The 19604-nt window shown below is 42.8% G+C and carries 22 protein-coding genes; all 22 read left to right on the top strand.

The annotated features are described in order from the left end of the window. Positions 1 to 22: 22 nt before the first annotated feature. The 22 genes from Q0Z55_RS05215 (at position 23) to infC (ending at position 19565) form a co-directional block, all read left to right on the top strand. Entirely contained in the window at positions 23 to 574 is a 552-nt protein-coding gene (locus tag Q0Z55_RS05215) for a phosphatase PAP2 family protein (protein WP_297425148.1), read from the top strand. 46 nt (positions 575 to 620) lie between these two features. Then, positions 621 to 821, top strand: a complete 201-nt coding sequence (iscX, locus tag Q0Z55_RS05210; protein WP_297425145.1) for a Fe-S cluster assembly protein IscX — start codon at positions 621 to 623, stop codon at positions 819 to 821. Between the two features lie 106 nt (positions 822 to 927). Further along, positions 928 to 1359, top strand: coding sequence for a nucleoside-diphosphate kinase (gene ndk / locus Q0Z55_RS05205; RefSeq protein WP_297425142.1), 432 nt, complete (start codon positions 928 to 930; stop codon positions 1357 to 1359). 122 nt (positions 1360 to 1481) lie between these two features. After that, a complete protein-coding gene (gene rlmN / locus Q0Z55_RS05200; RefSeq protein ID WP_297425139.1) occupies positions 1482 to 2714 on the top strand; it encodes a 23S rRNA (adenine(2503)-C(2))-methyltransferase RlmN in 1233 nt (410 codons plus the stop codon). A 61-nt stretch (positions 2715 to 2775) separates the two neighbouring features. Further along, entirely contained in the window at positions 2776 to 3549 is a 774-nt protein-coding gene (gene pilW, locus Q0Z55_RS05195) for a type IV pilus biogenesis/stability protein PilW (RefSeq protein ID WP_297425263.1), read from the top strand. Then, a complete protein-coding gene (locus Q0Z55_RS05190) occupies positions 3540 to 4319 on the top strand; it encodes a RodZ domain-containing protein (RefSeq protein ID WP_297425137.1) in 780 nt (259 codons plus the stop codon). The genes pilW and Q0Z55_RS05190 overlap by 10 nt, the downstream gene beginning before the upstream one ends. Positions 4320 to 4336: 17 nt before the next feature. Further along, the gene (gene ispG, locus Q0Z55_RS05185) at positions 4337 to 5458 is read left to right on the top strand and encodes a flavodoxin-dependent (E)-4-hydroxy-3-methylbut-2-enyl-diphosphate synthase (RefSeq protein WP_297425136.1); all 1122 of its coding nucleotides are present in this window, start codon (positions 4337 to 4339) and stop codon (positions 5456 to 5458) included. A gap of 3 nt (positions 5459 to 5461) precedes the next feature. Then, positions 5462 to 6757: a histidine--tRNA ligase gene (gene hisS / locus Q0Z55_RS05180; RefSeq protein WP_297425134.1), complete on the top strand. Its 1296-nt coding sequence runs from the start codon at positions 5462 to 5464 to the stop codon at positions 6755 to 6757. Positions 6758 to 6778: 21 nt separating this feature from the next. Next, on the top strand, positions 6779 to 7486 hold the full coding sequence (locus Q0Z55_RS05175; protein WP_297425131.1) for a tetratricopeptide repeat protein: 708 nt from the start codon (positions 6779 to 6781) through the stop codon (positions 7484 to 7486). Continuing rightward, entirely contained in the window at positions 7483 to 8631 is a 1149-nt protein-coding gene (gene bamB, locus Q0Z55_RS05170; protein WP_297425128.1) for an outer membrane protein assembly factor BamB, read from the top strand. Before Q0Z55_RS05175 ends, bamB begins: the two co-directional genes overlap by 4 nt. 165 nt (positions 8632 to 8796) lie before the next feature. Beyond that, entirely contained in the window at positions 8797 to 10206 is a 1410-nt protein-coding gene (der, locus tag Q0Z55_RS05165) for a ribosome biogenesis GTPase Der (RefSeq protein WP_297425125.1), read from the top strand. A gap of 83 nt (positions 10207 to 10289) precedes the next feature. Beyond that, positions 10290 to 11120, top strand: coding sequence for a nucleoside triphosphate pyrophosphohydrolase (gene mazG, locus Q0Z55_RS05160; protein WP_297425122.1), 831 nt, complete (start codon positions 10290 to 10292; stop codon positions 11118 to 11120). Continuing rightward, positions 11056 to 11448 carry a ComEA family DNA-binding protein gene (locus Q0Z55_RS05155; RefSeq protein ID WP_297425120.1) on the top strand — a complete coding sequence of 131 codons (393 nt, stop codon included), beginning with the start codon at positions 11056 to 11058 and terminating at the stop codon, positions 11446 to 11448. Before mazG ends, Q0Z55_RS05155 begins: the two co-directional genes overlap by 65 nt. Before the next feature lie 140 nt (positions 11449 to 11588). Next, entirely contained in the window at positions 11589 to 13052 is a 1464-nt protein-coding gene (gene pcnB, locus Q0Z55_RS05150; protein ID WP_297425117.1) for a polynucleotide adenylyltransferase PcnB, read from the top strand. Further along, a complete protein-coding gene (folK, locus tag Q0Z55_RS05145; RefSeq protein ID WP_297425114.1) occupies positions 13049 to 13534 on the top strand; it encodes a 2-amino-4-hydroxy-6-hydroxymethyldihydropteridine diphosphokinase in 486 nt (161 codons plus the stop codon). Before pcnB ends, folK begins: the two co-directional genes overlap by 4 nt. A 44-nt stretch (positions 13535 to 13578) precedes the next feature. Further along, a complete protein-coding gene (gene panB, locus Q0Z55_RS05140; protein ID WP_297425109.1) occupies positions 13579 to 14388 on the top strand; it encodes a 3-methyl-2-oxobutanoate hydroxymethyltransferase in 810 nt (269 codons plus the stop codon). 3 nt (positions 14389 to 14391) lie between these two features. Then, positions 14392 to 15237, top strand: coding sequence for a pantoate--beta-alanine ligase (panC, locus tag Q0Z55_RS05135; RefSeq protein WP_297425107.1), 846 nt, complete (start codon positions 14392 to 14394; stop codon positions 15235 to 15237). 20 nt (positions 15238 to 15257) lie between these two features. Beyond that, on the top strand, positions 15258 to 16109 hold the full coding sequence (rapZ, locus tag Q0Z55_RS05130) for an RNase adapter RapZ (protein WP_297425104.1): 852 nt from the start codon (positions 15258 to 15260) through the stop codon (positions 16107 to 16109). Then, entirely contained in the window at positions 16106 to 16375 is a 270-nt protein-coding gene (locus tag Q0Z55_RS05125; RefSeq protein ID WP_297425101.1) for an HPr family phosphocarrier protein, read from the top strand. The genes rapZ and Q0Z55_RS05125 overlap by 4 nt, the downstream gene beginning before the upstream one ends. Before the next feature lie 2 nt (positions 16376 to 16377). After that, the gene (yjgA, locus tag Q0Z55_RS05120; protein WP_297425098.1) at positions 16378 to 16911 is read left to right on the top strand and encodes a ribosome biogenesis factor YjgA; all 534 of its coding nucleotides are present in this window, start codon (positions 16378 to 16380) and stop codon (positions 16909 to 16911) included. Between the two features lie 177 nt (positions 16912 to 17088). Continuing rightward, a complete protein-coding gene (gene thrS, locus Q0Z55_RS05115; protein WP_297425095.1) occupies positions 17089 to 19011 on the top strand; it encodes a threonine--tRNA ligase in 1923 nt (640 codons plus the stop codon). 5 nt (positions 19012 to 19016) lie between these two features. After that, on the top strand, positions 19017 to 19565 hold the full coding sequence (gene infC / locus Q0Z55_RS05110) for a translation initiation factor IF-3 (RefSeq protein ID WP_297425260.1): 549 nt from the start codon (positions 19017 to 19019) through the stop codon (positions 19563 to 19565). Positions 19566 to 19604 lie beyond the last annotated feature (39 nt).

Below are 19604 nucleotides of genomic sequence, written 5' to 3'. Positions count from 1 at the left end.
CCTCGCCAATCAGGGGAAGCAGATGAATTTTAAACGTGCCAAAATAAGAATATTAGCCATGGATTTAAAAGGATGTTTGTATTTAAATCATTTTTCCCACTCACACAAAATTTGTTACTTTTTTCGTGCCATTAGCCGCTTAGGCGATGGCCCTTTTTGGTACACCATGTTGGCCTTGGCATGGTGGGTTCGTGGTTGGGACTTTAGCTTCAGCATTGTCTATGTTTTGCTTGGTACCCTAGTAGGTACGGTAATTTATAAAATTTTAAAAGCCAAAACCATTCGTCCACGGCCTTATCAGGTGCATCAAGTGATTCGTTTAGGGGAGCGACCACTGGATCACTTTAGTTTTCCCTCAGGGCATACCTTACATGCGGTGTTAGCCACCACCGTCATTGGCTATATTGAACCGTTACTATTATTGCTGATGTTACCTTTTACAGTTTTAGTGGTATTATCGCGCATGATTTTGGGCTTACATTATCCAAGCGATGTCATGGTGGGTGCATTAATTGGTGCAGCGGTGGGGGGATTAATTATTCTATGCGCACCGTATTTTGCAGTGCTGCTGTAACATAAAATTTGCTAAAGTAAGCACACATATTGATTTAGGATGAGTTATGGGCTTACGTTGGACCGACACCATTGATATTGCAATTGAATTGTATGAAGCACATCCAGATGTGGACCCACAGTGGATTCGTTTTACCGATTTACATGCATGGATTTGTGCTTTACCTGAGTTTGAAGACAATCCAGACAAATCAACAGAAGGCTTATTAGAAGCGATTCAGATGGCTTGGATTGACGAAGCACGTTAATCAGTACGAAAAAAAGCATTTTTTTTACAGATTAAGCGCAGAACACCGCCTATTATTGGGTATAATGCGCAAAATTTTCATGTCAATTTGACTTAAGGAGCCTATCATGGCGATTGAACGTACTTTATCTATCGTAAAACCAGACGCAGTTGCTAAAAACGTTGTAGGCGAAATCTTCGCTCGTTTTGAAAAAGCGGGTCTTCAAATCGTTGCAACTAAAATGAAACACTTAACTCAAGCTGAAGCTGAAGGCTTCTACGCTGAGCACAAAGAACGTGGTTTCTTTGCTGACCTAGTTGCTTTCATGACTTCAGGTCCAGTTGTTGTTTCAGTTCTTGAAGGCGAAAACGCTGTTCTTGCTCACCGTGACATCCTAGGCGCGACTAACCCTAAAGAAGCTGCTCCTGGTACTATCCGCGCTGACTTCGCTGTAAGCATCGACGAAAACGCTGCTCACGGTTCTGACTCTGTAGCATCTGCTGACCGTGAAGTGAACTACTTCTTCGCGCAAACTGAGATTGCTCCACGTACTCGTTAATACGCAGTATTCAAACCAGATAAGTGTTATTATACTTATCTGGTTTTTTTATTCCTGAAATTTAATTTGTTCACTTCTTGAACATCTCTTCCTCTATAAACGCATGATCTAGGTAATTACACATGAGTACTGAAGTGGTCGCTTCATCTGCACATCTTGATGAAAAGCAACAATCTACGTCTATTCAGACGCATACACCGGTGGAAAAAGTGAATTTACTGGGCATGTCACGTCCACAAATGGAAAAATTCTTTGAGGACATGGGAGAGAAGAAGTTTCGCGCCGGTCAGGTGATGAAATGGATTCACCAATTCTTTGTGACTGATTTTGCCGAAATGACCAATATTTCGGGTAAATTACGCGAAAAATTAGAAAAAATTGCTGAGATTAAAGCTCCAGAAGTGGTGCACAAAAACTATTCTAAAGACGGTACCCGTAAATGGGTGTTCCGTGTCGGTGATGGTGAAGGCTCTTTGGTTGAAACGGTTTTGATTCCTGCTGAACACCGCAGTGGCTTGCGTCGTACTTTGTGTATTTCATCACAAGTGGGCTGTGCGCTGGATTGTTCGTTTTGCTCAACGGGCAAACAAGGTTTCCAACGTGACTTAAACCAAGCTGAAATTATTGGTCAGTTATGGATGGCCAATTACTCGTATATGGAAGATGTGCCTGTACTTGAGCGTGAGCGCTCGGTGACGAACGTGGTGATGATGGGCATGGGCGAACCATTGCTCAACTACGATGCTGTTTTAAACTCAATGCGTACCATGCTGGATGACTTCGCGTATGGTATGTCTAAACGTCGTGTCACTTTGTCAACTTCAGGTGTAGTGCCTAAAATTGACCAAATGGTGAAAGATATTGATGTAGCTTTAGCCATTTCATTACATGCGCCAAATGATGAATTGCGTAATGAACTTGTACCTATTAATAAAAAATATCCATTAGAGCAATTGATTGCTGCATGTCAGCGTTATATTGCCAAAGACGGCAATGAAAGCTCACGTAAACACGTGACTATTGAATATGTGATGTTAGATGGCGTAAATGATAAACCTGAACATGCACAGCAAATGATTAAGTTGTTAAAAGACTTACCAAGTAAAATCAATTTAATTCCATTTAACCCATTCCCGCATGCACCATATGGTCGTTCAAGCCGAAATCGTATTATTGCATTCCAAAAAACTTTGTCTGATGCTGGTTTTGTGTGTACGATTCGTCAGACCCGTGGTGATGATATTGATGCCGCATGTGGTCAATTGGTCGGTCAAGTGGCCGACCGTACACGCCGTGCCGAACAATGGAAAAAGAAAGTTGCAGCGCAAAACGAGATTATGCGTTCGCAAGGATAATTGAATAAGGGGGAACAACGTGGTGACAAAGACAATAAATCAATACCTAAGCTTAGGCCTGATGCTTGTAACGACAGCAATCTTAACCGGTTGTCAAACCACGGCTTCCTCCACACCCTATAAAAAAGATCCAGTTAAATCCATTCAAGTGCGCACCCAACTGGCTGGTGAGCATTTGCGTAATGGTGATTTAGACGCGGCCAAGCGTTCACTTGATCAAGCCTTAGAATATGATGCGCGTGACAGTAACGCCAATATGATGATGGGAATCTTGCTGCAACAAGAAGGCAGCCCGATCAATTTAGAAAAAGCGGAAACTTACTTTAAACGTGCCATTAGCAGTGATGCTGATAATGCTCAGGCACGTAATAATTATGGTACTTATTTGTATCGTTTAGGGCGTTATGATGATGCAATTGAGCAGCTGACAATTGCAGGCGCTGCGCTGGGTTATGAGCAGCGCTACTTAGCACTTGAAAATTTAGGTCGGGTTTATTTACGCAAAGACGATGTGGTGAATGCTGAAAAAACATTCAAACAAGCCTTGTCTGTCAATCGTGATTCGACAATTTCAATGTTAGAGTTAGCTGAAATTTTTTATTTACGTGAACAATATGCGAGTGCGACGCAATTGTATGAACAATTTGTACATCGTGTCGGCTCAAATAATCAAAGTTCACGCGCGCTTTGGCTTGGAATACGTATTGCGCGTGCCAACAATGATTCACTAGGGCAGCAGGCCTTAGTCAATCAAATGCGCGCCTTGTTCCCAAATAGTCAAGAATACCAACGTTATCTGCAATTACAGTACAGTACTGAGGCCGTATGGAAATAAATCCTAATTCATCGCAATCGACTGGTTCAAGCACAGTTCCAAACGCATTAGGAAATGTACAACGTCCAGGTGAGTACTTACGTCAAGTTCGTATCAATCAAAAACGTGAGTTAGCGGATATCGCTAAAGCCTTAAATATTCCTGAAAAAACCTTAGCTGCATTGGAAAAAGACCAATACAAGGCATTGCCTGAAGCAACCTTTATTAAGGGTTATTATCGCAGTTATGCTAAGTTTTTAAAGGTGGATGCCAATAACATTATTCAACGTTTTGATGAAATCTATGCCAATGACACAGGTTTATTGCCGAATCACGCTTTAGATAATTCGCCCATTAAAATTATGGGTAAATTGCCAGGTTCCAACCGTGACCGTAACCGTAAATGGTTAAAGCGTAGCGCTATTGCTGTGGCAGTGGTGATTGTATTGTGGGCTGCTATCGCAGCACTTAAAAATCGTAGTGATGAACCTGAAGCACTCGAGCCTGAAAGTGCAGTTGAGGTGTTATCACTCGATGGTTCAACAGTCGCTTCAACGGGCGATCAGTTGGCATTAAGCTTTAATCGTCCAACCTCGGTACATATTGTGGATTCAACCGGTAAAGTATTACTCACTGGTCGTCAAGCCAATACCGCGACCATTAGCGGTGAAGCACCATTTCAGATTCGTCTAGATGATGCAACTGCGGTGTCATTAAATTTAAACAATGAAAATATTTCATTGTCGCCATATACAGTTAATGGCAAAGCAGAATTCCGTCTGTCACGTTAAGGCATAAGGTAAAGATCATGATCGTCAATCCAATTCAGCGCCGTGCAACGCGTAAGATTCGCGTCGGTTCGGTATATGTCGGTGGTGATGCCCCGATTAGCATTCAAAGTATGACCAACACAGAAACCTGTGATGTGGCCGCGACGATTGCGCAAATCCAGCGCTGCGTGGATGCTGGTGCCGATATCATGCGGGTGTCTGTACCGAGCATGGAAGCTGCCGCAGCCTTTGGTGAAATTCGTAAGCAAGTGAATGTACCTTTGGTGGCCGACATTCATTTTGATTATAAAATTGCCTTAGCGGTGGCTGATTTTGGTGCCGATTGTCTACGCATTAACCCGGGTAATATTGGTTCAGAAGCCAAAATTCGTGAAGTGGTGGCTGCTGCACGTCACCATGATATTTCGATGCGTATTGGTGTGAATGCCGGCTCGCTTGAAAAAGACATTCAAAAAAAATATGGTGAGCCAACTGGTCAAGCTTTGCTTGAATCTGCGATGCGTCATATTGATATTTTAGATCGTTTAAATTTCCATGAATTTAAAGTATCGGTTAAAGCATCGAATGTGTTTTTAACCATGGATGCGTATCGTTTGTTGTCACAACAAATTGATAATCCACTGCATTTAGGTGTAACCGAAGCCGGAATTTACCGCACAGGTTCGGTAAAATCTGCCATCGCCTTAGGTGGTTTGTTAATGGAAGGCATTGGCGATACCATGCGTATTTCATTGGCGGCTGAGCCTGAAGAAGAAATTAAAATTGGTTTTGATATCTTAAAATCATTGAGCTTGCGTTCAAATGGGATTAACTTCATTGCCTGCCCAAGTTGCTCACGTCAAGAATTTAACGTGATTTCGGTGATGCAGCAGCTTGAAGAGCGTCTTGAAGATATTCGTACCCCAATGGATGTTTCGGTCATTGGTTGTAAAGTCAATGGTCCGGGTGAAGCCAAAGAAGCTGATATTGGTGTAGTGGGTGCAGCGCCACGTTCTTTGGTTTATCGTAATGGCGAAAAAAGCCATTTGATTGACACAGCACAGTTGGTTGACGAAATCGAAACGATGGTGCGTCAACGCGTGATTGAGCTGGAAGATGCCAAAGCCAAAGAAATTATTCGTACAAGTTTTTCTGAGTAAATCATGAGTTCAATTGTAGCAATTAAAGGTTTTAACGACATTTTGCCAACGCAAACACCTGCATGGCGCCGTCTAGAGCAGCATTTATCCAGTTTGATGGATGCGTATGGCTATCAACAAATCCGTTTACCGATTGTTGAACAAACTAATTTGTTTAAACGTTCGATTGGTGATGCCACCGATATCGTTGAAAAAGAAATGTACACCTTCTTAGACAAAGGTAACCCACCTGAGTCATTAACTTTGCGTCCTGAAGGGACAGCAGGTTGTGTACGTGCCATGCTCGAACATAACTTACTGCGCGGGGCGACCCCTCGTGTATGGTATGTTGGCCCCATGTTCCGTTATGAAAAACCACAAAAAGGTCGCTACCGTCAGTTCCATCAGTTTGGTGTAGAAACGTTTGGTGTTGCCACACCAGATATGGACGCAGAATTGATTTTAATGACTGCGCGCTTGTGGAAGCGTATGGGGGTGAGCGACAAAGTTCAGCTAGAACTCAATACCTTGGGCGAGTCAGATGAGCGTGCTGCTTATCGCGCGGCTTTGGTTGATTTCTTAGAAGCGCATAAAGCCGATTTAGACGAAGATTCACAGCGTCGTTTAACCACAAACCCGTTACGTATTTTGGATTCTAAAGATGCTAAAACCCAAAGCATTTTAGAAAACGCGCCAAAATTACATGATTTTATGGGTGAAGAAACTCTGGCGCATTTTGCTCAGTTACAACAATATTTGAGCGATGCTGGGGTGAGCTTTGTTATCAATCAAAAATTGGTACGTGGTTTAGACTACTACAACAAAACGGTATTTGAATGGACCACGACCCATTTAGGTTCACAAGGCACAGTCTGTGCCGGTGGTCGTTACGATGGTTTAGTCGGTCAGCTCAAAGGCAAAGCAGATCAATCCGTGCCTGCGGTGGGTTTTGCCATGGGGATGGAACGTTTGTTATTGTTACTTGAACAAGTAGAACAAACCAGTCTTGTGCGTGATTGTGACGTATTCTTGGTGTCTGAACCTGCTGCACAAGGCAAAGCTTTAGTGTTGGCAGAACAGATTCGTGACCAACTTGAAGCAGTAGGCTCAAATCTACGTCTTAAAGTAGGTTCACAAGGCTCAATGAAGTCACAAATGAAAAAAGCCGATCAATCAGGTGCAGTGTATGCCTTGATCTGTGGTGATCGCGAATGGGAAGCTAAGCAAGTATTGTTTAAACAGCTTGCAACTGCCGAGCAAAGTGAAGTGGCAGTCGAGGCGATTGTCCCATTTATGCTTGAACAACTTTCTTCACAATAATATAAGGAATAGGGTAATCACATGAGCGCACTAAGTGATGAAGAACAACTTAATAGCTTAAAAAACAACACCAAAAAGTACAGTTCAACTGTGATTTCTGGGGTTTTAATTGCGCTGATTGCCTATTCTGGTTGGACCTATTGGCAGAATAAGCAGCAAGGCGAAGCACAGCTGCAAACTGCCAAGGTTCAGCAGCTCATGGATCAGGCTGCCACAGTGGATGTTAAAGATGACAATGCTTGGAACAGCTTGACCAAAACGGCTGATGAAATCGTCAAAAATTATCCAGATTCAGTCCAAGCCATTCAAACACAATTAATGTTGGCAAAATTGGCATTTGAGCGTAACGATTATGCCACTGCTGAAAAAGCCTTAATGAAAGTTGAAAATGCCAAAGTCGATGACCAAGGCCTTATTCATGTGGTTAAATTGCGTCTAGCGTATAGCCAATTGGCACAAGATAAATTTGATACTGCCTTAAAAAGCTTAAGCGCAGTCACTGATCCTGCCTTTAAAGCCACCGCAGATGAAGCGCGTGGTGATGTTTATGTGGCAAAAAACGATATTGAAAATGCCAAAAAAGCCTATATGAGCGCATGGGATGGTTTATTAGAACGTCAACAAGAACGTCAAATTTTACAAATTAAACTCGAAAGTGTGGGTGTTTTAGTTGATGATCCTGAAATCGAACGCCCTGTTTTAGAGATGAAAATGGATGAGCCTCAATGAAAATGAATTATAAAGCGCCATTGGCTTTGGGCCTACTGAGTTTGGCTTTGGTCGGTTGTTCAAATAAAGCCATTAAGGTTGCAGAACAAAAGCCAAGTCCATTACCTAAAATTTCTGCTTCAAGCAGTTTGGTTGCTATTGCCAACTATAGTGTGGCTGCAACCAATGCAGTTGACCCACTACGTTTACAGTTGGGTTTAGCCCAAGGTCAGGTCTTTGCTGCCGACCCTAAAGGTGAAGTGACAGCCTATCAAGGCAAGCAACGTATTTGGCAAAGTAAAATCTCTAAAGCTGGCATTAGTGCTGGTGCTGTCGCTGGCGAAGGTATTGTAGTGGTGGCCAATAAAAAAGGTCAATTGTTTGCACTTGATCAAGCCACCGGTCAAACCAAATGGCAAAGCCAACTCAGTAGTGCAGTACTTGCACCCTCCTTGATTCAAGCAGGTCGTGTCATTACTTTGGCCAATGATGGGACTGTATTTGCACACGACATCAGCACTGGTCAGCAAATTTGGACCTATAATTTGCCAAAAGTCGACTTTAGCATGCGTGGTACAGCAGCACCGGTCGCGGTTGATCCACGTACTGTATTGGTGGCTTGGGCAAATAGTTATGTGTATGTGATTGATACAGTAACTGGTATTCCACAATTACAGCGCCGTGTATCAATTAATGATGGCCGCTCTGATATTCAGCGTTTAAATGATATTGATGGTGAGCCTGTAGTCGCAGGACGTTACTTAATTAGCACCAGTTATCAAGGTCAACTTACGGCTATGGATTTGGCTTCACAACAAGTGATTTGGAGTGAAGATGCATCAAGCTTACGTAGCCCAGTTATTTTTGATAACAAAGTTTTTGTGGCTCAAAGTGGCGGTCAACTCACAGCCTATGATATCACTACAGGTCAACAACTGTGGCAAAATGAGCAGTTGCTCAATCGTCGTTTAAGTAACCCTGCTGTTTTAGGCAATCAATTGGTGGTCGGTGATTTAGATGGTGTACTACATCTGGTTGATCCGAATAGCGGTAACTTGATTGGACGCGCCAAAACCTCAGGCGAAGTGCGCTCGTTACGTAGTGTTGACCAACAATTATATGTATCAAGTCAAAAGGGTACCTATAGCATTTGGCAGAATCGTTAATTTTTTACCCGCTTGTGGTAAACTAGGCGCCATCGTATTTTATACACGGGGACATGCACAGCACGCCCCCGTGTTTTATTTAGTCTTTGACTCATTTTTTCTTCCCATTGTTTCTGATGTTCAGGCCACTTAATGAATGGCCGATCTTAACTATAAGGTTAATCTATGAAACCCGTAATTGCGCTCATTGGTCGTCCGAACGTCGGAAAATCAACGCTGTTCAACCAAATTACCAAGAGCCGTGACGCACTGGTGGCAGACTTTGCAGGTCTGACTCGTGACCGTAAATATGGTGATGCGACCTACCAAAACAAATCCTTTATCGTGGTAGATACAGGTGGTATTGGCGAATCCGAAGGTGGGATCGACAATTACATGGCAGAGCAATCAAAAACTGCCATTCACGAAGCAGACATGATTATTTTTGTGGTGGATGCTCGTGCAGGTTTGCTTGCCTCTGACGAACAAATTGCCCGTGATTTACGTACACTTGGTAAAAAAGTTTTCCTTGTAGCCAACAAGGTTGATGGTGTACATGCCGAAGCTGCCTTGGTTGAGTTTTATAAACTCGGTATGGGCGAGCCGATGCAAGTGGCAGCCAGCCACGGTCGTGGTGTGCAACAAATGCTTGAAGAAGTGTTACACGATGTGCCTGAAGATGAAAATCCAGATGAACACGACAAAGACACAGGTTTACGTTTAGCGATCATTGGTCGTCCAAACGTGGGTAAATCAACACTTGTGAACCGTTTATTGGGTGAAGAACGTGTGGTTGCCTTTGACCAACCGGGTACAACGCGTGACTCGGTCTATATTCCGTTTGAACGTGATGAACGTAAATATACGCTGATTGACACCGCCGGTGTACGTCGTAAGGGTAAAGTGGATGAAATGATCGAGAAATTCTCGATTGTTAAAACACTCCAAGCCATTAAAGACGCCAACGTGATTGTGGTGGTGGTTGATGCACGTGACGGTATTGTTGAGCAAGATTTACATTTAATTGGCTATGCGTTAGAAGCTGGTCGTGCCATGGTGATTGCGGTCAACAAATGGGACAACATGACCGAGTATGACCGTAAGCAATGTAAACTCGACATTGAACGTCGCTTTGACTTTATTCCTTGGGCAAGAGTGCATTTAATTTCTGCATTACATGGTACGGGTGTTGGTGATCTTTATCCTTCTATCCACCGTGCCTATGATTCAGCACGCTTAAAAGTATCGCCTGCTAAAATTACCCAAATCTTAAATGATGCAACCGAAGCGCATCAACCGGGTATGGTACAAGGTCGTCGTATTAAAATGCGTTATGCACATATTGGTGGTCAAAACCCACCAACGATTGTGATTCATGGTAACAAAGTCGATAAAACGCCTGCCGATTACCGTCGTTATTTAGAAAACGTATTCCGTAAAGTGTATAAACTTGAAGGTACGCCTGTACGTATTGAGTTTAAAACCTCAGAAAACCCATTTGAAGGACGTAAGTCACAAATGGACGAACGTGCAGCTGCGCGTAAACGTCGTTATGTACAGAAATTTAAGAAAGCTGAAAAGAAATTTAAACGTTAATTTCTGTTTAGGCACATAAGCCCAGTCTTTATGACTGGGTTTTTTTATTTATACTCGTCATAAAGCAAAAGAGCTACACAACCATGCAACAGTTACTTGATATTATGCGCGAATTACGCGAAAAGTGCCCTTGGGATCGCGAGCAAACCCCACACAGCCTCACCCGTTACGCCATTGAAGAAGCATACGAAGTTGAAGATGCAGTGCGTAGTGGCAATCTGAATGATATTCGGGATGAATTGGGTGACTTATTGCTGCAAGTGGTGTTTCAAGCGCAAATGTATAGTGAACAAGGTGCATTTGATTTTCAGGATGTGGTTGATGCTATTACACAAAAATTGATTCGTCGCCATCCTCATGTATTTGAAGCAGAAAAATTTGAGCAGTTAACGCCTGAACAAGTGTCTAATTTATGGCAAGATATTAAAAACCAAGAAAAACAAGGCAAGCCGCAAGCCCGCTTAGATGCCATTAAACCGGGTCCAAGTTTACAACAGGCCGAAGCCATGCAAAAAAATGCCGCTAAAATTGGTTTTGATTTTGCACATGTAGAAGATGCGTATGAGAAATTAGAAGAAGAATTGAGTGAACTACAACAGGCCATGCAAAATGGGCATTCCGACGAGATTCAAGACGAGTTTGGCGATTGTTTGTTCTCATTGGTCAATGTTGGGCGTAAACTAGGAGTATCAAGTGAAAGCGCATTACTTGGCACCATCCATAAGTTTCGTAGCCGTTTTGCTTATATCGAACAACAGGCCTTGTTACAAGGCAAATCAGTTGATCAGATGAGCCTCGCTGAGATGGATCAATTATGGGAGGCGGCCAAAACTGCCAAGGAGGCTCATCATGCCCATCATCGTGATACTGTTGTTACTCATGTTCGCCCATCCAACACAGGCGAATCAATTTGATCGTGACTATGCCAAATGGCAAGCCGAGCAACAAGCCATAGATATGCGCTTACAGGCCAAAAAAGCAGCTCAAGATCCCAATTATTATTTAGGTAAACCCAGTACCCAAGTAACGGGTGCAACTACCACTACAGCTGGTAAAGTCAGTTTAAATCGGGCATCCTTGGCAGAATTACAGCAATTGTCAGGCGTGGGGGCTAAAAAAGCCCAAGCCATTATTGATTATCGCCAGCAACATGGTGGCTTTAAGCGTATTGAAGAGCTTGAAAATGTCAAAGGTATTGGACCTAAGTTATTAGAAAAAAATCGCGCGCGACTGGCTTTATAAGCCAATTTTGCATAAAACAGCTGATCTTAAGCCTGCTTCGATAATTTCTAATGGATTATCAAATTGCCCTTTGAGCAGCTAAGCGATATGATTAGCGTTATCTTAATAAAATTACGTTCAGACGTAGGAGACAGCGTCTTTTGCAAACCTTGCGCGCGTCAAAATGCGGTTTATCTACCGCACAATTACCTTCTTATATTTTAGATGTCATCGATGCTTTAACCAAAGCAGGTTATGAAGCTTATATTGTGGGCGGTGGTGTTCGTGACTTAATGCTTGGTCTTAATCCAAAGGATTTTGACGCTGTCACGAATGCGACTCCAAGCCAAATCAAGGAAGTATTCGGTCGTCGTTGCCGAATTATCGGTCGTCGTTTTGAATTGGCACATGTTTATTCAGGTCGTGAATTGGTCGAAGTAGCCACTTTCCGTGCGCCACCCAAAAAAGCGGTAACATCAGCCCAAGGCATGATTTTACGTGATAATAATTGGGGCACGATTGAGCAAGACTTTGTTCGTCGGGACTTTTCAATTAATGCCATGTATTACCAACCGCGTAAAGGCATTGTGCTGGATTTTTGTAATGCAGCCGATGATATTAAACATAAAACTTTACGTCTGTTGGGTGATCCGCAAACGCGTTTTGAAGAAGATCCAGTGCGTATGCTGCGTACCTTACGTTTTGCAGCCAAATTAAATTTTAGTATTGCACCTGAAATTTTAGACATCTTTAATCCAGAAGCAGCGTACTTATTACGTGATGTATCGCCACACCGTTTATACGATGAGTCACAAAAACTCTTTACCATGGGTCACTTAAATCGTGTGATGCCAATGTTGATTGAGTTTGGTATTTGGCAACAATTGTTTGCTGATATTGCACCTAAAATCACGCCATTTATTGAACGTGCAGCAAAAAATACCGATCAACGTATTTCAATTGGTAAAACCATTAATCCTGCATTTTTCTATGCGGTATTGTTGTGGGAACAGTTCCTAGAACGTTGTCATTTTTATCAACATAAAGGTGTTGTGGCCGCCGAAGCACGCGCTCAAGCAGGCTTAGATGTGCTTAAACGTCAAAGTACCCGTACTGTAATTCCACGTTTTGCCGAAACTTTTATTCGTGAAGTTTGGGAAATGCAAACGCGTTTGCTCAATCCAAAACCACAACAAATTGAAGCATTATCAGGACATGCGCGTTTCCGTGCTGGGTTTGACTTTTTATTGTTACGTGAAAAATCAGGCGACACTACCACCCAAGGCATGGGCGAATGGTGGGATGCTTATCAGATCATGAGCAGTGATCAAAAAGAACGTGTGATTGGACAGTATAACCGTCAACGTAGCAAGAGCCGTCGTTCAAAATCGCATGAAGATGACGTGGTGTTGGCAAGACAGCCACAAGAGCTTGAGCCTTTGGTGCAAGAGCCTGAATCACGTAGCCGTCGTCAGCGTAAAGCCAAGCAAGAAGTACAAACCCAGGTGCAGCGTTCGGTGGCATCAGGCAGTACCGATGGCACGATTGGTCATGATCATCCGATTTTAAAACGTAAACGCGTTCAACGTGATTTAACACAAGTGATTTTTGGACCAACACAATGATCATCACCTATATTGGCTTAGGCAGCAATCTTGGCGATTCAAAAGAAATTTTAACCGAAGCGGTGGCAAAACTTGCCACTTTAGGTCAGGTCAAAACCTCTAAGTTGTACCAAACCCCACCCATGGGTCCACAAGATCAACCGGATTATTTGAATGCTGTGGTGCAACTCAGTACAGATTTAGCGCCGCTTGCTTTGTTGGATCAATTACAACGCTTTGAGCAAGAAGCTGGTCGTGTACGCTTACGTCATTGGGGCGAACGCACTTTAGATCTGGACTTATTACTCTATGCTGATCAACACATTCAAAATGAGCGTCTAACTGTGCCACATGTGGGTGTGTTGGAGCGTGAGTTTGTGGTGTTGCCACTTTTAGATCTCGACCCACATTTACAGGTGAAAGGTCAAAAACTACAGGACTTAGCCTTGGTTCAACAGGCAAGTTTAGCCGTTTGCGCTGATGCCGATTGGGCAGCATTATAATATTTTTTAGGGATGTCCTTTTACTTCCATAGAGGAATAGCTACATGATTAGTCTAAGCGATTTGCGCCGCTTTAAAGCTGAAGCACGTAAATTTTCATGTCTTACATGTTATGACGCCAGTATGGCCAAAGCCATGGAAATTGCCCAAATTGATAGCATTTTGATTGGCGATTCCTTGGGGATGTCTATTCAAGGGCGTGATTCGACTTTGCCTGTCACCGTAGACGATATGGCTTATCACACTGCTGCGGTACGCCGTGGCAACAGTCACGCTTTTATTATGACCGATTTACCGTTTATGAGTTATGCCACTTTAAACGATGCTTTGCAAAACTCACGTACTGTGATGCAAGCTGGTGCGCAAATGGTCAAAATGGAAGGTGGTGCATGGTTGGCCGAAACTGTTGAAGTGTTAACCCGTAATGGTATTCCGGTATGTGTGCATCTAGGTTTAACACCGCAATCAGTTCATGTATTGGGTGGTTATAAGCTTCAAGCACGTACCCGTGAAGCAGCCGATCAACTGATTAGCGATTGTAAGGCTGTAGTGGAAGCAGGTGCTGCGCTATTGTTGCTTGAATGTGTACCGGCACAATTGGGACAAGAAATTAGCGAATTATTTCCACATACGCCCGTGATTGGCATTGGGGCCGGCAATGCAACCGATGGTCAAGTCTTAGTTGTACAAGATATGTTGGGCTTAACTTTTGGTCGCGTAGCAAAATTTGTGCGTAACTTTATGAAAGAGCAAGCAGGTGAGACCGCTATTTTAGATGCTTTTAAAGCCTATCATACGGCCGTATTAGATGGATCTTTTCCCGCCAAAGAACACACCTTTCAGGTAGAGCTGTAAACAATGAAAACAGAAACCACAATTCAAGGCTTAAGTGCATCACTCAGTCCAGCTCGTGCAGCACGTAAAATCATTGGTTTTGTACCCACGATGGGTAATTTACACCAAGGTCATTTAAACCTTGTGCGTGAAGCCAAAAAACTGTGTGATGTGGTCGTGGTCAGTATTTTTGTCAATCCAATTCAATTTGGACCTAACGAAGATTTCGACAGCTATCCACGTACTTTAGAGCAAGATCAGCGATTATTGGCTGAAGTGGGCTGTGACATTGTTTTTGCACCCACCGTTGAACAAATGTATGGCAATCAGCCACGTTTAACCAATATTTCAGTTGGGGGTATTACCAACGACTTATGTGGTTTACAACGCCCTGGTCATTTTGATGGTGTTGCGGTGGTGGTGACCAAACTATTTAATATGGTGCAGCCAAAATATGCTTTCTTTGGGGAAAAAGACTATCAACAGTTGGCAGTGATTCGTCAATTTGTACGTGATTTAAACATCCCGCTGGAGGTGATTGGTGTACCGATTGCCCGTGCTGAAGATGGTTTGGCTTTAAGTTCACGCAATGGTTATTTAAGCCCTGAGCATCGTGCTATTGCGCCAACCATCTATCAAAGCTTAAAAGCTGCGGCAACACAGTTACAAGCAGGTGAAGCTTTAGCCGATGTTTTAGCAATCCTACGTCAAAGCTTAACGGATGCTGGTTTTGAGGTCGATTATGTAGAGGCACGTAGTCCTCAACTGCAACAAGTTCAGCAGTTTGATCAAGATGTAGTGCTGTTTGTGGCAGCCAAATTAGGTGCAACACGTTTAATTGATAACTTACAGGTTAAACATAGCGCTTAAAAACTCAAAGGAGTAATGCCATGAAGCGTATTTTAATTGTGACAGGACAATCAGGCTCAGGTAAATCATCTGCCTTACAGGTGCTAGAGGATTTGGGCTATTACTGTATCGACAATTTACCCTTGGCATTGCTTCCTGAAATTGTATCTAAACTTGATTATGAAAATAATCTAGAGCTGTTAGCGCTTGGGGTAGATGTCAGAAGCACGCGTGCTGATTTGCAAGAATTTGATGATGTGTTTGCTTTATTGCAACAACACGGCGATGTTGAAGTGATTTTTTTAAGCTCACAAGACAAAGAATTATTTGCCCGTTTTAGTGCCTCACGTCGTCCGCATCCATTATCGAGTCGTTTTCAAAGCTTAAGTGTATGTATTGAAGAAGAAAAAAAATTACTCTTGCCGATTCAAATGCGCGCAACAGTGAGTATTGATACCACCGACAAAAGCGTGCATGATTTAAAACATGTTTTGCTGTCTAAATTAGGGCAAAATGAGCGCTTGGTGGTGATTTTACAATCTTTTGGTTATAAGCATGGCATTCCACTCGATGCCGATTATGTCTTTGATGTCAGACATTTACCCAATCCGCATTGGGATTTAAGCTTACGTCAATATTCAGGACTTGATCAGCCGGTCAAAGATTTTTTAAGCCAAAGTGAGCAAGTCAATGAGATGTTTAATGATCTGCATGGGTTTTTAGATAAATGGTTGCCAACCTTTGCCGAAGGGCATCGTCACTATATTACAGTGTCGATTGGCTGTACCGGTGGGCAACACCGTTCTGTATATATTGTCGATAGACTCAGACAAGCCCTTGAGGCAAAATGGTCTATTCAAGTCCTCCACCGAGAAATGAAGCACTGGTCATGATCGAAACAACTGTTGACGTAATGAATAAACTAGGTTTACATGCGCGTGCATCTGGTAAGCTAATTGAGGTCACTACCAAATTTCGTTCATCGATTCAAATTGGCAAAGGTGACAAATTAGTCGATGCAAAAAATATTATGTCTTTGCTGATGCTTGGTGCAGGCAAGGGCACAACTTTACGCTTGGTGATTGAAGGTTTAGATGAAGAAAAAGCTTTGTCTGAGATTCAAGCACTATTTGCAGCAAAATTTTACGAGGCAGATTAATCGTGGCACGTCGATCAACCCGTTTTACCGAAGAAGACTTTGAATCTTTGGAAGGACGTGCAAGTAAAACCGAACAGAAAAAAGCCGTACAACGTATGGCCGCTTTAGGTGAGCAGCTTGCACAACTTAATGTTAAGCAAATCAATAATCTCCCTGTTGAAGAACGCTTAATTGAGGCACTGCTTGATGTCCGTGCGATCACTTCAGGTGAGGCACGTCGTCGTCAATTTTTACGTATTGGTAAATTATTGCGCAATGAAGATGAAAGCGTGATTTTATCTTACTTAACGCCACAACAAGGCGCGAAAAAAACTGCACAGTTACAACGTTGGGTTGATCGTATGATCAATCAAGGCGACCCTGTCATTAAAGAGTTTATGAAGGCGCACAATGCCGCTGAGCATCACCCGATTCGTCAGCATATTTTACGAATTCAGCGTGATATCAACAAACAAGTCTCTGAAGAAGAGCTTGCGGCATCGAAGTTAAAATTATTTAACTACATCCAACAAGTAGCACTCATCTCGGATCAATAAAAACAGCGGCTGTGGCCGCTTTTTTTAATTCGAAAGGTTTAATCCATGGGTTAAGCCGTGTAAAATTCAAGACGATTTTTATTTATCCACCGTTTTTATCTTTTGAGGAATTTCCTCGATCATAATCTCGCGGTGACATGCTCTATGGTACGGGGCATCACTCCTTAAGGATTTTCTATGCCAATTATCACTTTGCCAAATGGCGATCAAAAACAGTTTGATCAAGCCGTATCTGTGATGGACGTTGCGCTGAGCATCGGTCCGGGTCTTGCAAAAAATACAGTTGCAGGTCGTGTTAACGGTCAACTCGTTGATGCTTCTGACTTAATTACTGAAGACGCAACCTTACAAATCATCACGCCAAAAGATGAAGATGGTGTTCACATCATTCGTCACTCTTGCGCACATTTAGTGGGTCATGCGGTTAAGCAATTGTTCCCTGAAGCGAAGATGGTGATTGGTCCTGTCATTGAAGATGGTTTTTATTACGATATTTTCAGTGAAAAGCCGTTTACGCCAGATGACATGGCTGCCATCGAAGCGCGCATGAAAAAGCTCATCGACCAAGATTATGATGTCATTAAAAAAATGACACCGCGTGATGAAGTGATTGCAGAGTTCACAGCGCGTGGCGAAGACTACAAATTACGCTTGATTGCAGACATGCCTGAAGAAACCGAAATGGGCTTGTACTACCATCAAGACTATTTGGATATGTGTCGTGGTCCGCACGTTCCAAACACCAAATTCTTAAAAGCCTTTAAACTGACTAAAATGTCAGGTGCTTACTGGCGTGGTGATGCGAAAAACGAACAATTACAACGTGTTTACGGTACTGCTTGGGCAGATAAAAAGCAGCTTGCTGCCTATGTAAAACGTATTGAAGAAGCAGAAAAACGCGATCACCGTAAAATTGGTAAAGCGCTTGATTTGTTCCATATGCAAGAAGAAGCACCGGGTATGGTGTTCTGGCATCCAAACGGTTGGACGATTTACCAAGTACTTGAGCAATACATGCGTAAAGTACAACAAGACAATGGTTATGAAGAAATTCGTACCCCACAAGTGGTTGATTTTACTTTATGGGAAAAATCAGGACATGCTGCCAACTACGCAGATAACATGTTTACCACCCATTCTGAAAATCGTAACTATGCCGTTAAACCTATGAACTGTCCTTGTCACGTACAAGTGTTCAATCAAGGTTTAAAATCTTACCGTGATTTACCGGTACGTTTAGCCGAGTTTGGTTCTTGTCACCGTAACGAACCATCGGGTTCATTACATGGCATTATGCGTGTACGTGGCTTTACTCAAGATGACGCGCATATTTTCTGTACTAAAGAACAGATTGGTCAAGAAGTTGCAGACTTCATTAAATTAACCTTAGATGTTTATAAAGACTTTGGTTTTGAAGATGTGCAAATGAAACTCTCTACACGTCCTGAAAAACGTGTAGGTGATGACGCGCTTTGGGATATGGCAGAAAAATCTTTAGCTGATGCTTTAGATGCAGCCGGTCTTGAGTGGGAATTACAACCGGGTGAAGGCGCATTCTACGGTCCAAAAATTGAATTCTCTTTAAAAGACTGCTTAGGTCGTGTATGGCAATGTGGTACTATTCAGTGTGACTTTAACTTACCAGAGCGTTTAGACGCCTCGTATGTCACTGAAGACAACGACCGTGATCAGCCTGTGATGTTACACCGTGCGATCTTAGGCAGTTTTGAACGCTTCATTGGTATTTTAATTGAGCACTATGCAGGCTTTATGCCACCTTGGTTGGCACCAACTCAAGCCTGCGTGATGAACATTACTGATTCACAAGCCGAAGCGTGTGAGTCAGTCGTCGCAAAACTTAAAGAAAGCGGTATCCGCGCGATTTCAGACTTGAGAAATGAGAAAATCGGCTTTAAGATTCGTGAACGTACGTTAGAACGTATTCCTTACTTACTGGTTTTAGGTGACCGTGAAGTTGAAGAAGGTACTGTAAACGTGCGTACCCGCTCAGGGAAAAATTTGGGTACTATGTCAATCGATGCTTTCGTTGACTTAGTGAAAGTAGCCGTTGCCGAACGCGGCCGGTACATTGTGGAGTAACAGCGATTAAACAGCCTGACCGTAATCAACAGGGCGGTAAGTCAAACCGTCCTGCTTTGAATGATGAAATTCGTGCTAAAGAAGTTCGTCTTGTAGACGAAAATGGTGAGCAAAAAGGTATTGTAAGCTTAGCAGACGCCGTGCGCGCTGCAGAAGCTGTTGATCTTGACTTGGTTGAGATCGTTGCCAATGCTGAGCCACCAGTTTGTAAAATTATGGACTTTAACAAGCATTTGTTTGACCTTAAGCAAAAGCAAAAAGAAGCGAAGAAAAAACAACATCAAGTACAGGTGAAAGAAATCAAGCTCCGCCCTGGTACTGATGTTGGTGATTACAACGTAAAATTACGTTCAATCATCAAGTTCCTTGAAGAAGGCAACAAGGTGAAAATCACCCTTCGTTTCCGTGGTCGTGAAATGGCCCATCAACAATTAGGTTTAGCGCAATTACAAAAAGTTGAAGCTGACGTAGTTGATTTTGGTGTTGTTGAGCAATCTCCAAAAATGGAAGGTCGTCAAATGGGTATGTTACTTGGACCGAAAAAGAAAAAGTAATCACCCATCAAAAAGCGCTGCAGTTGCAGCGCTTTTTTT

This window comes from uncultured Acinetobacter sp., from assembly GCF_947626835.1.
Taxonomy (GTDB): domain Bacteria; phylum Pseudomonadota; class Gammaproteobacteria; order Pseudomonadales; family Moraxellaceae; genus Acinetobacter.
The sequence above is the reverse complement of the archived record's forward strand: the minus strand, read 5'-3'. Positions and strand labels throughout refer to the sequence as shown.

What these genes read in the sequence shown, in the direction of transcription:
- hisS (WP_297425134.1), top strand. Translation starts at nt 5,462, where the DNA reads ATGAGTTCAATTGTAGCAATTAAAGGTTTTAACGACATTTTGCCAACG.
- panB (WP_297425109.1), top strand. Translation starts at nt 13,579, where the DNA reads ATGATTAGTCTAAGCGATTTGCGCCGCTTTAAAGCTGAAGCACGTAAA.
- rlmN (WP_297425139.1), top strand. Translation starts at nt 1,482, where the DNA reads ATGAGTACTGAAGTGGTCGCTTCATCTGCACATCTTGATGAAAAGCAA.
- ndk (WP_297425142.1), top strand. Translation starts at nt 928, where the DNA reads ATGGCGATTGAACGTACTTTATCTATCGTAAAACCAGACGCAGTTGCT.
- ispG (WP_297425136.1), top strand. Translation starts at nt 4,337, where the DNA reads ATGATCGTCAATCCAATTCAGCGCCGTGCAACGCGTAAGATTCGCGTC.
- bamB (WP_297425128.1), top strand. Translation starts at nt 7,483, where the DNA reads ATGAAAATGAATTATAAAGCGCCATTGGCTTTGGGCCTACTGAGTTTG.
- rapZ (WP_297425104.1), top strand. Translation starts at nt 15,258, where the DNA reads ATGAAGCGTATTTTAATTGTGACAGGACAATCAGGCTCAGGTAAATCA.
- Q0Z55_RS05125 (WP_297425101.1), top strand. Translation starts at nt 16,106, where the DNA reads ATGATCGAAACAACTGTTGACGTAATGAATAAACTAGGTTTACATGCG.
- thrS (WP_297425095.1), top strand. Translation starts at nt 17,089, where the DNA reads ATGCCAATTATCACTTTGCCAAATGGCGATCAAAAACAGTTTGATCAA.
- Q0Z55_RS05215 (WP_297425148.1), top strand. Translation starts at nt 23, where the DNA reads ATGAATTTTAAACGTGCCAAAATAAGAATATTAGCCATGGATTTAAAA.
- Q0Z55_RS05155 (WP_297425120.1), top strand. Translation starts at nt 11,056, where the DNA reads ATGCCCATCATCGTGATACTGTTGTTACTCATGTTCGCCCATCCAACA.
- panC (WP_297425107.1), top strand. Translation starts at nt 14,392, where the DNA reads ATGAAAACAGAAACCACAATTCAAGGCTTAAGTGCATCACTCAGTCCA.
- der (WP_297425125.1), top strand. Translation starts at nt 8,797, where the DNA reads ATGAAACCCGTAATTGCGCTCATTGGTCGTCCGAACGTCGGAAAATCA.
- Q0Z55_RS05190 (WP_297425137.1), top strand. Translation starts at nt 3,540, where the DNA reads ATGGAAATAAATCCTAATTCATCGCAATCGACTGGTTCAAGCACAGTT.
- mazG (WP_297425122.1), top strand. Translation starts at nt 10,290, where the DNA reads ATGCAACAGTTACTTGATATTATGCGCGAATTACGCGAAAAGTGCCCT.
- pilW (WP_297425263.1), top strand. Translation starts at nt 2,776, where the DNA reads ATGCTTGTAACGACAGCAATCTTAACCGGTTGTCAAACCACGGCTTCC.
- Q0Z55_RS05175 (WP_297425131.1), top strand. Translation starts at nt 6,779, where the DNA reads ATGAGCGCACTAAGTGATGAAGAACAACTTAATAGCTTAAAAAACAAC.
- folK (WP_297425114.1), top strand. Translation starts at nt 13,049, where the DNA reads ATGATCATCACCTATATTGGCTTAGGCAGCAATCTTGGCGATTCAAAA.
- iscX (WP_297425145.1), top strand. Translation starts at nt 621, where the DNA reads ATGGGCTTACGTTGGACCGACACCATTGATATTGCAATTGAATTGTAT.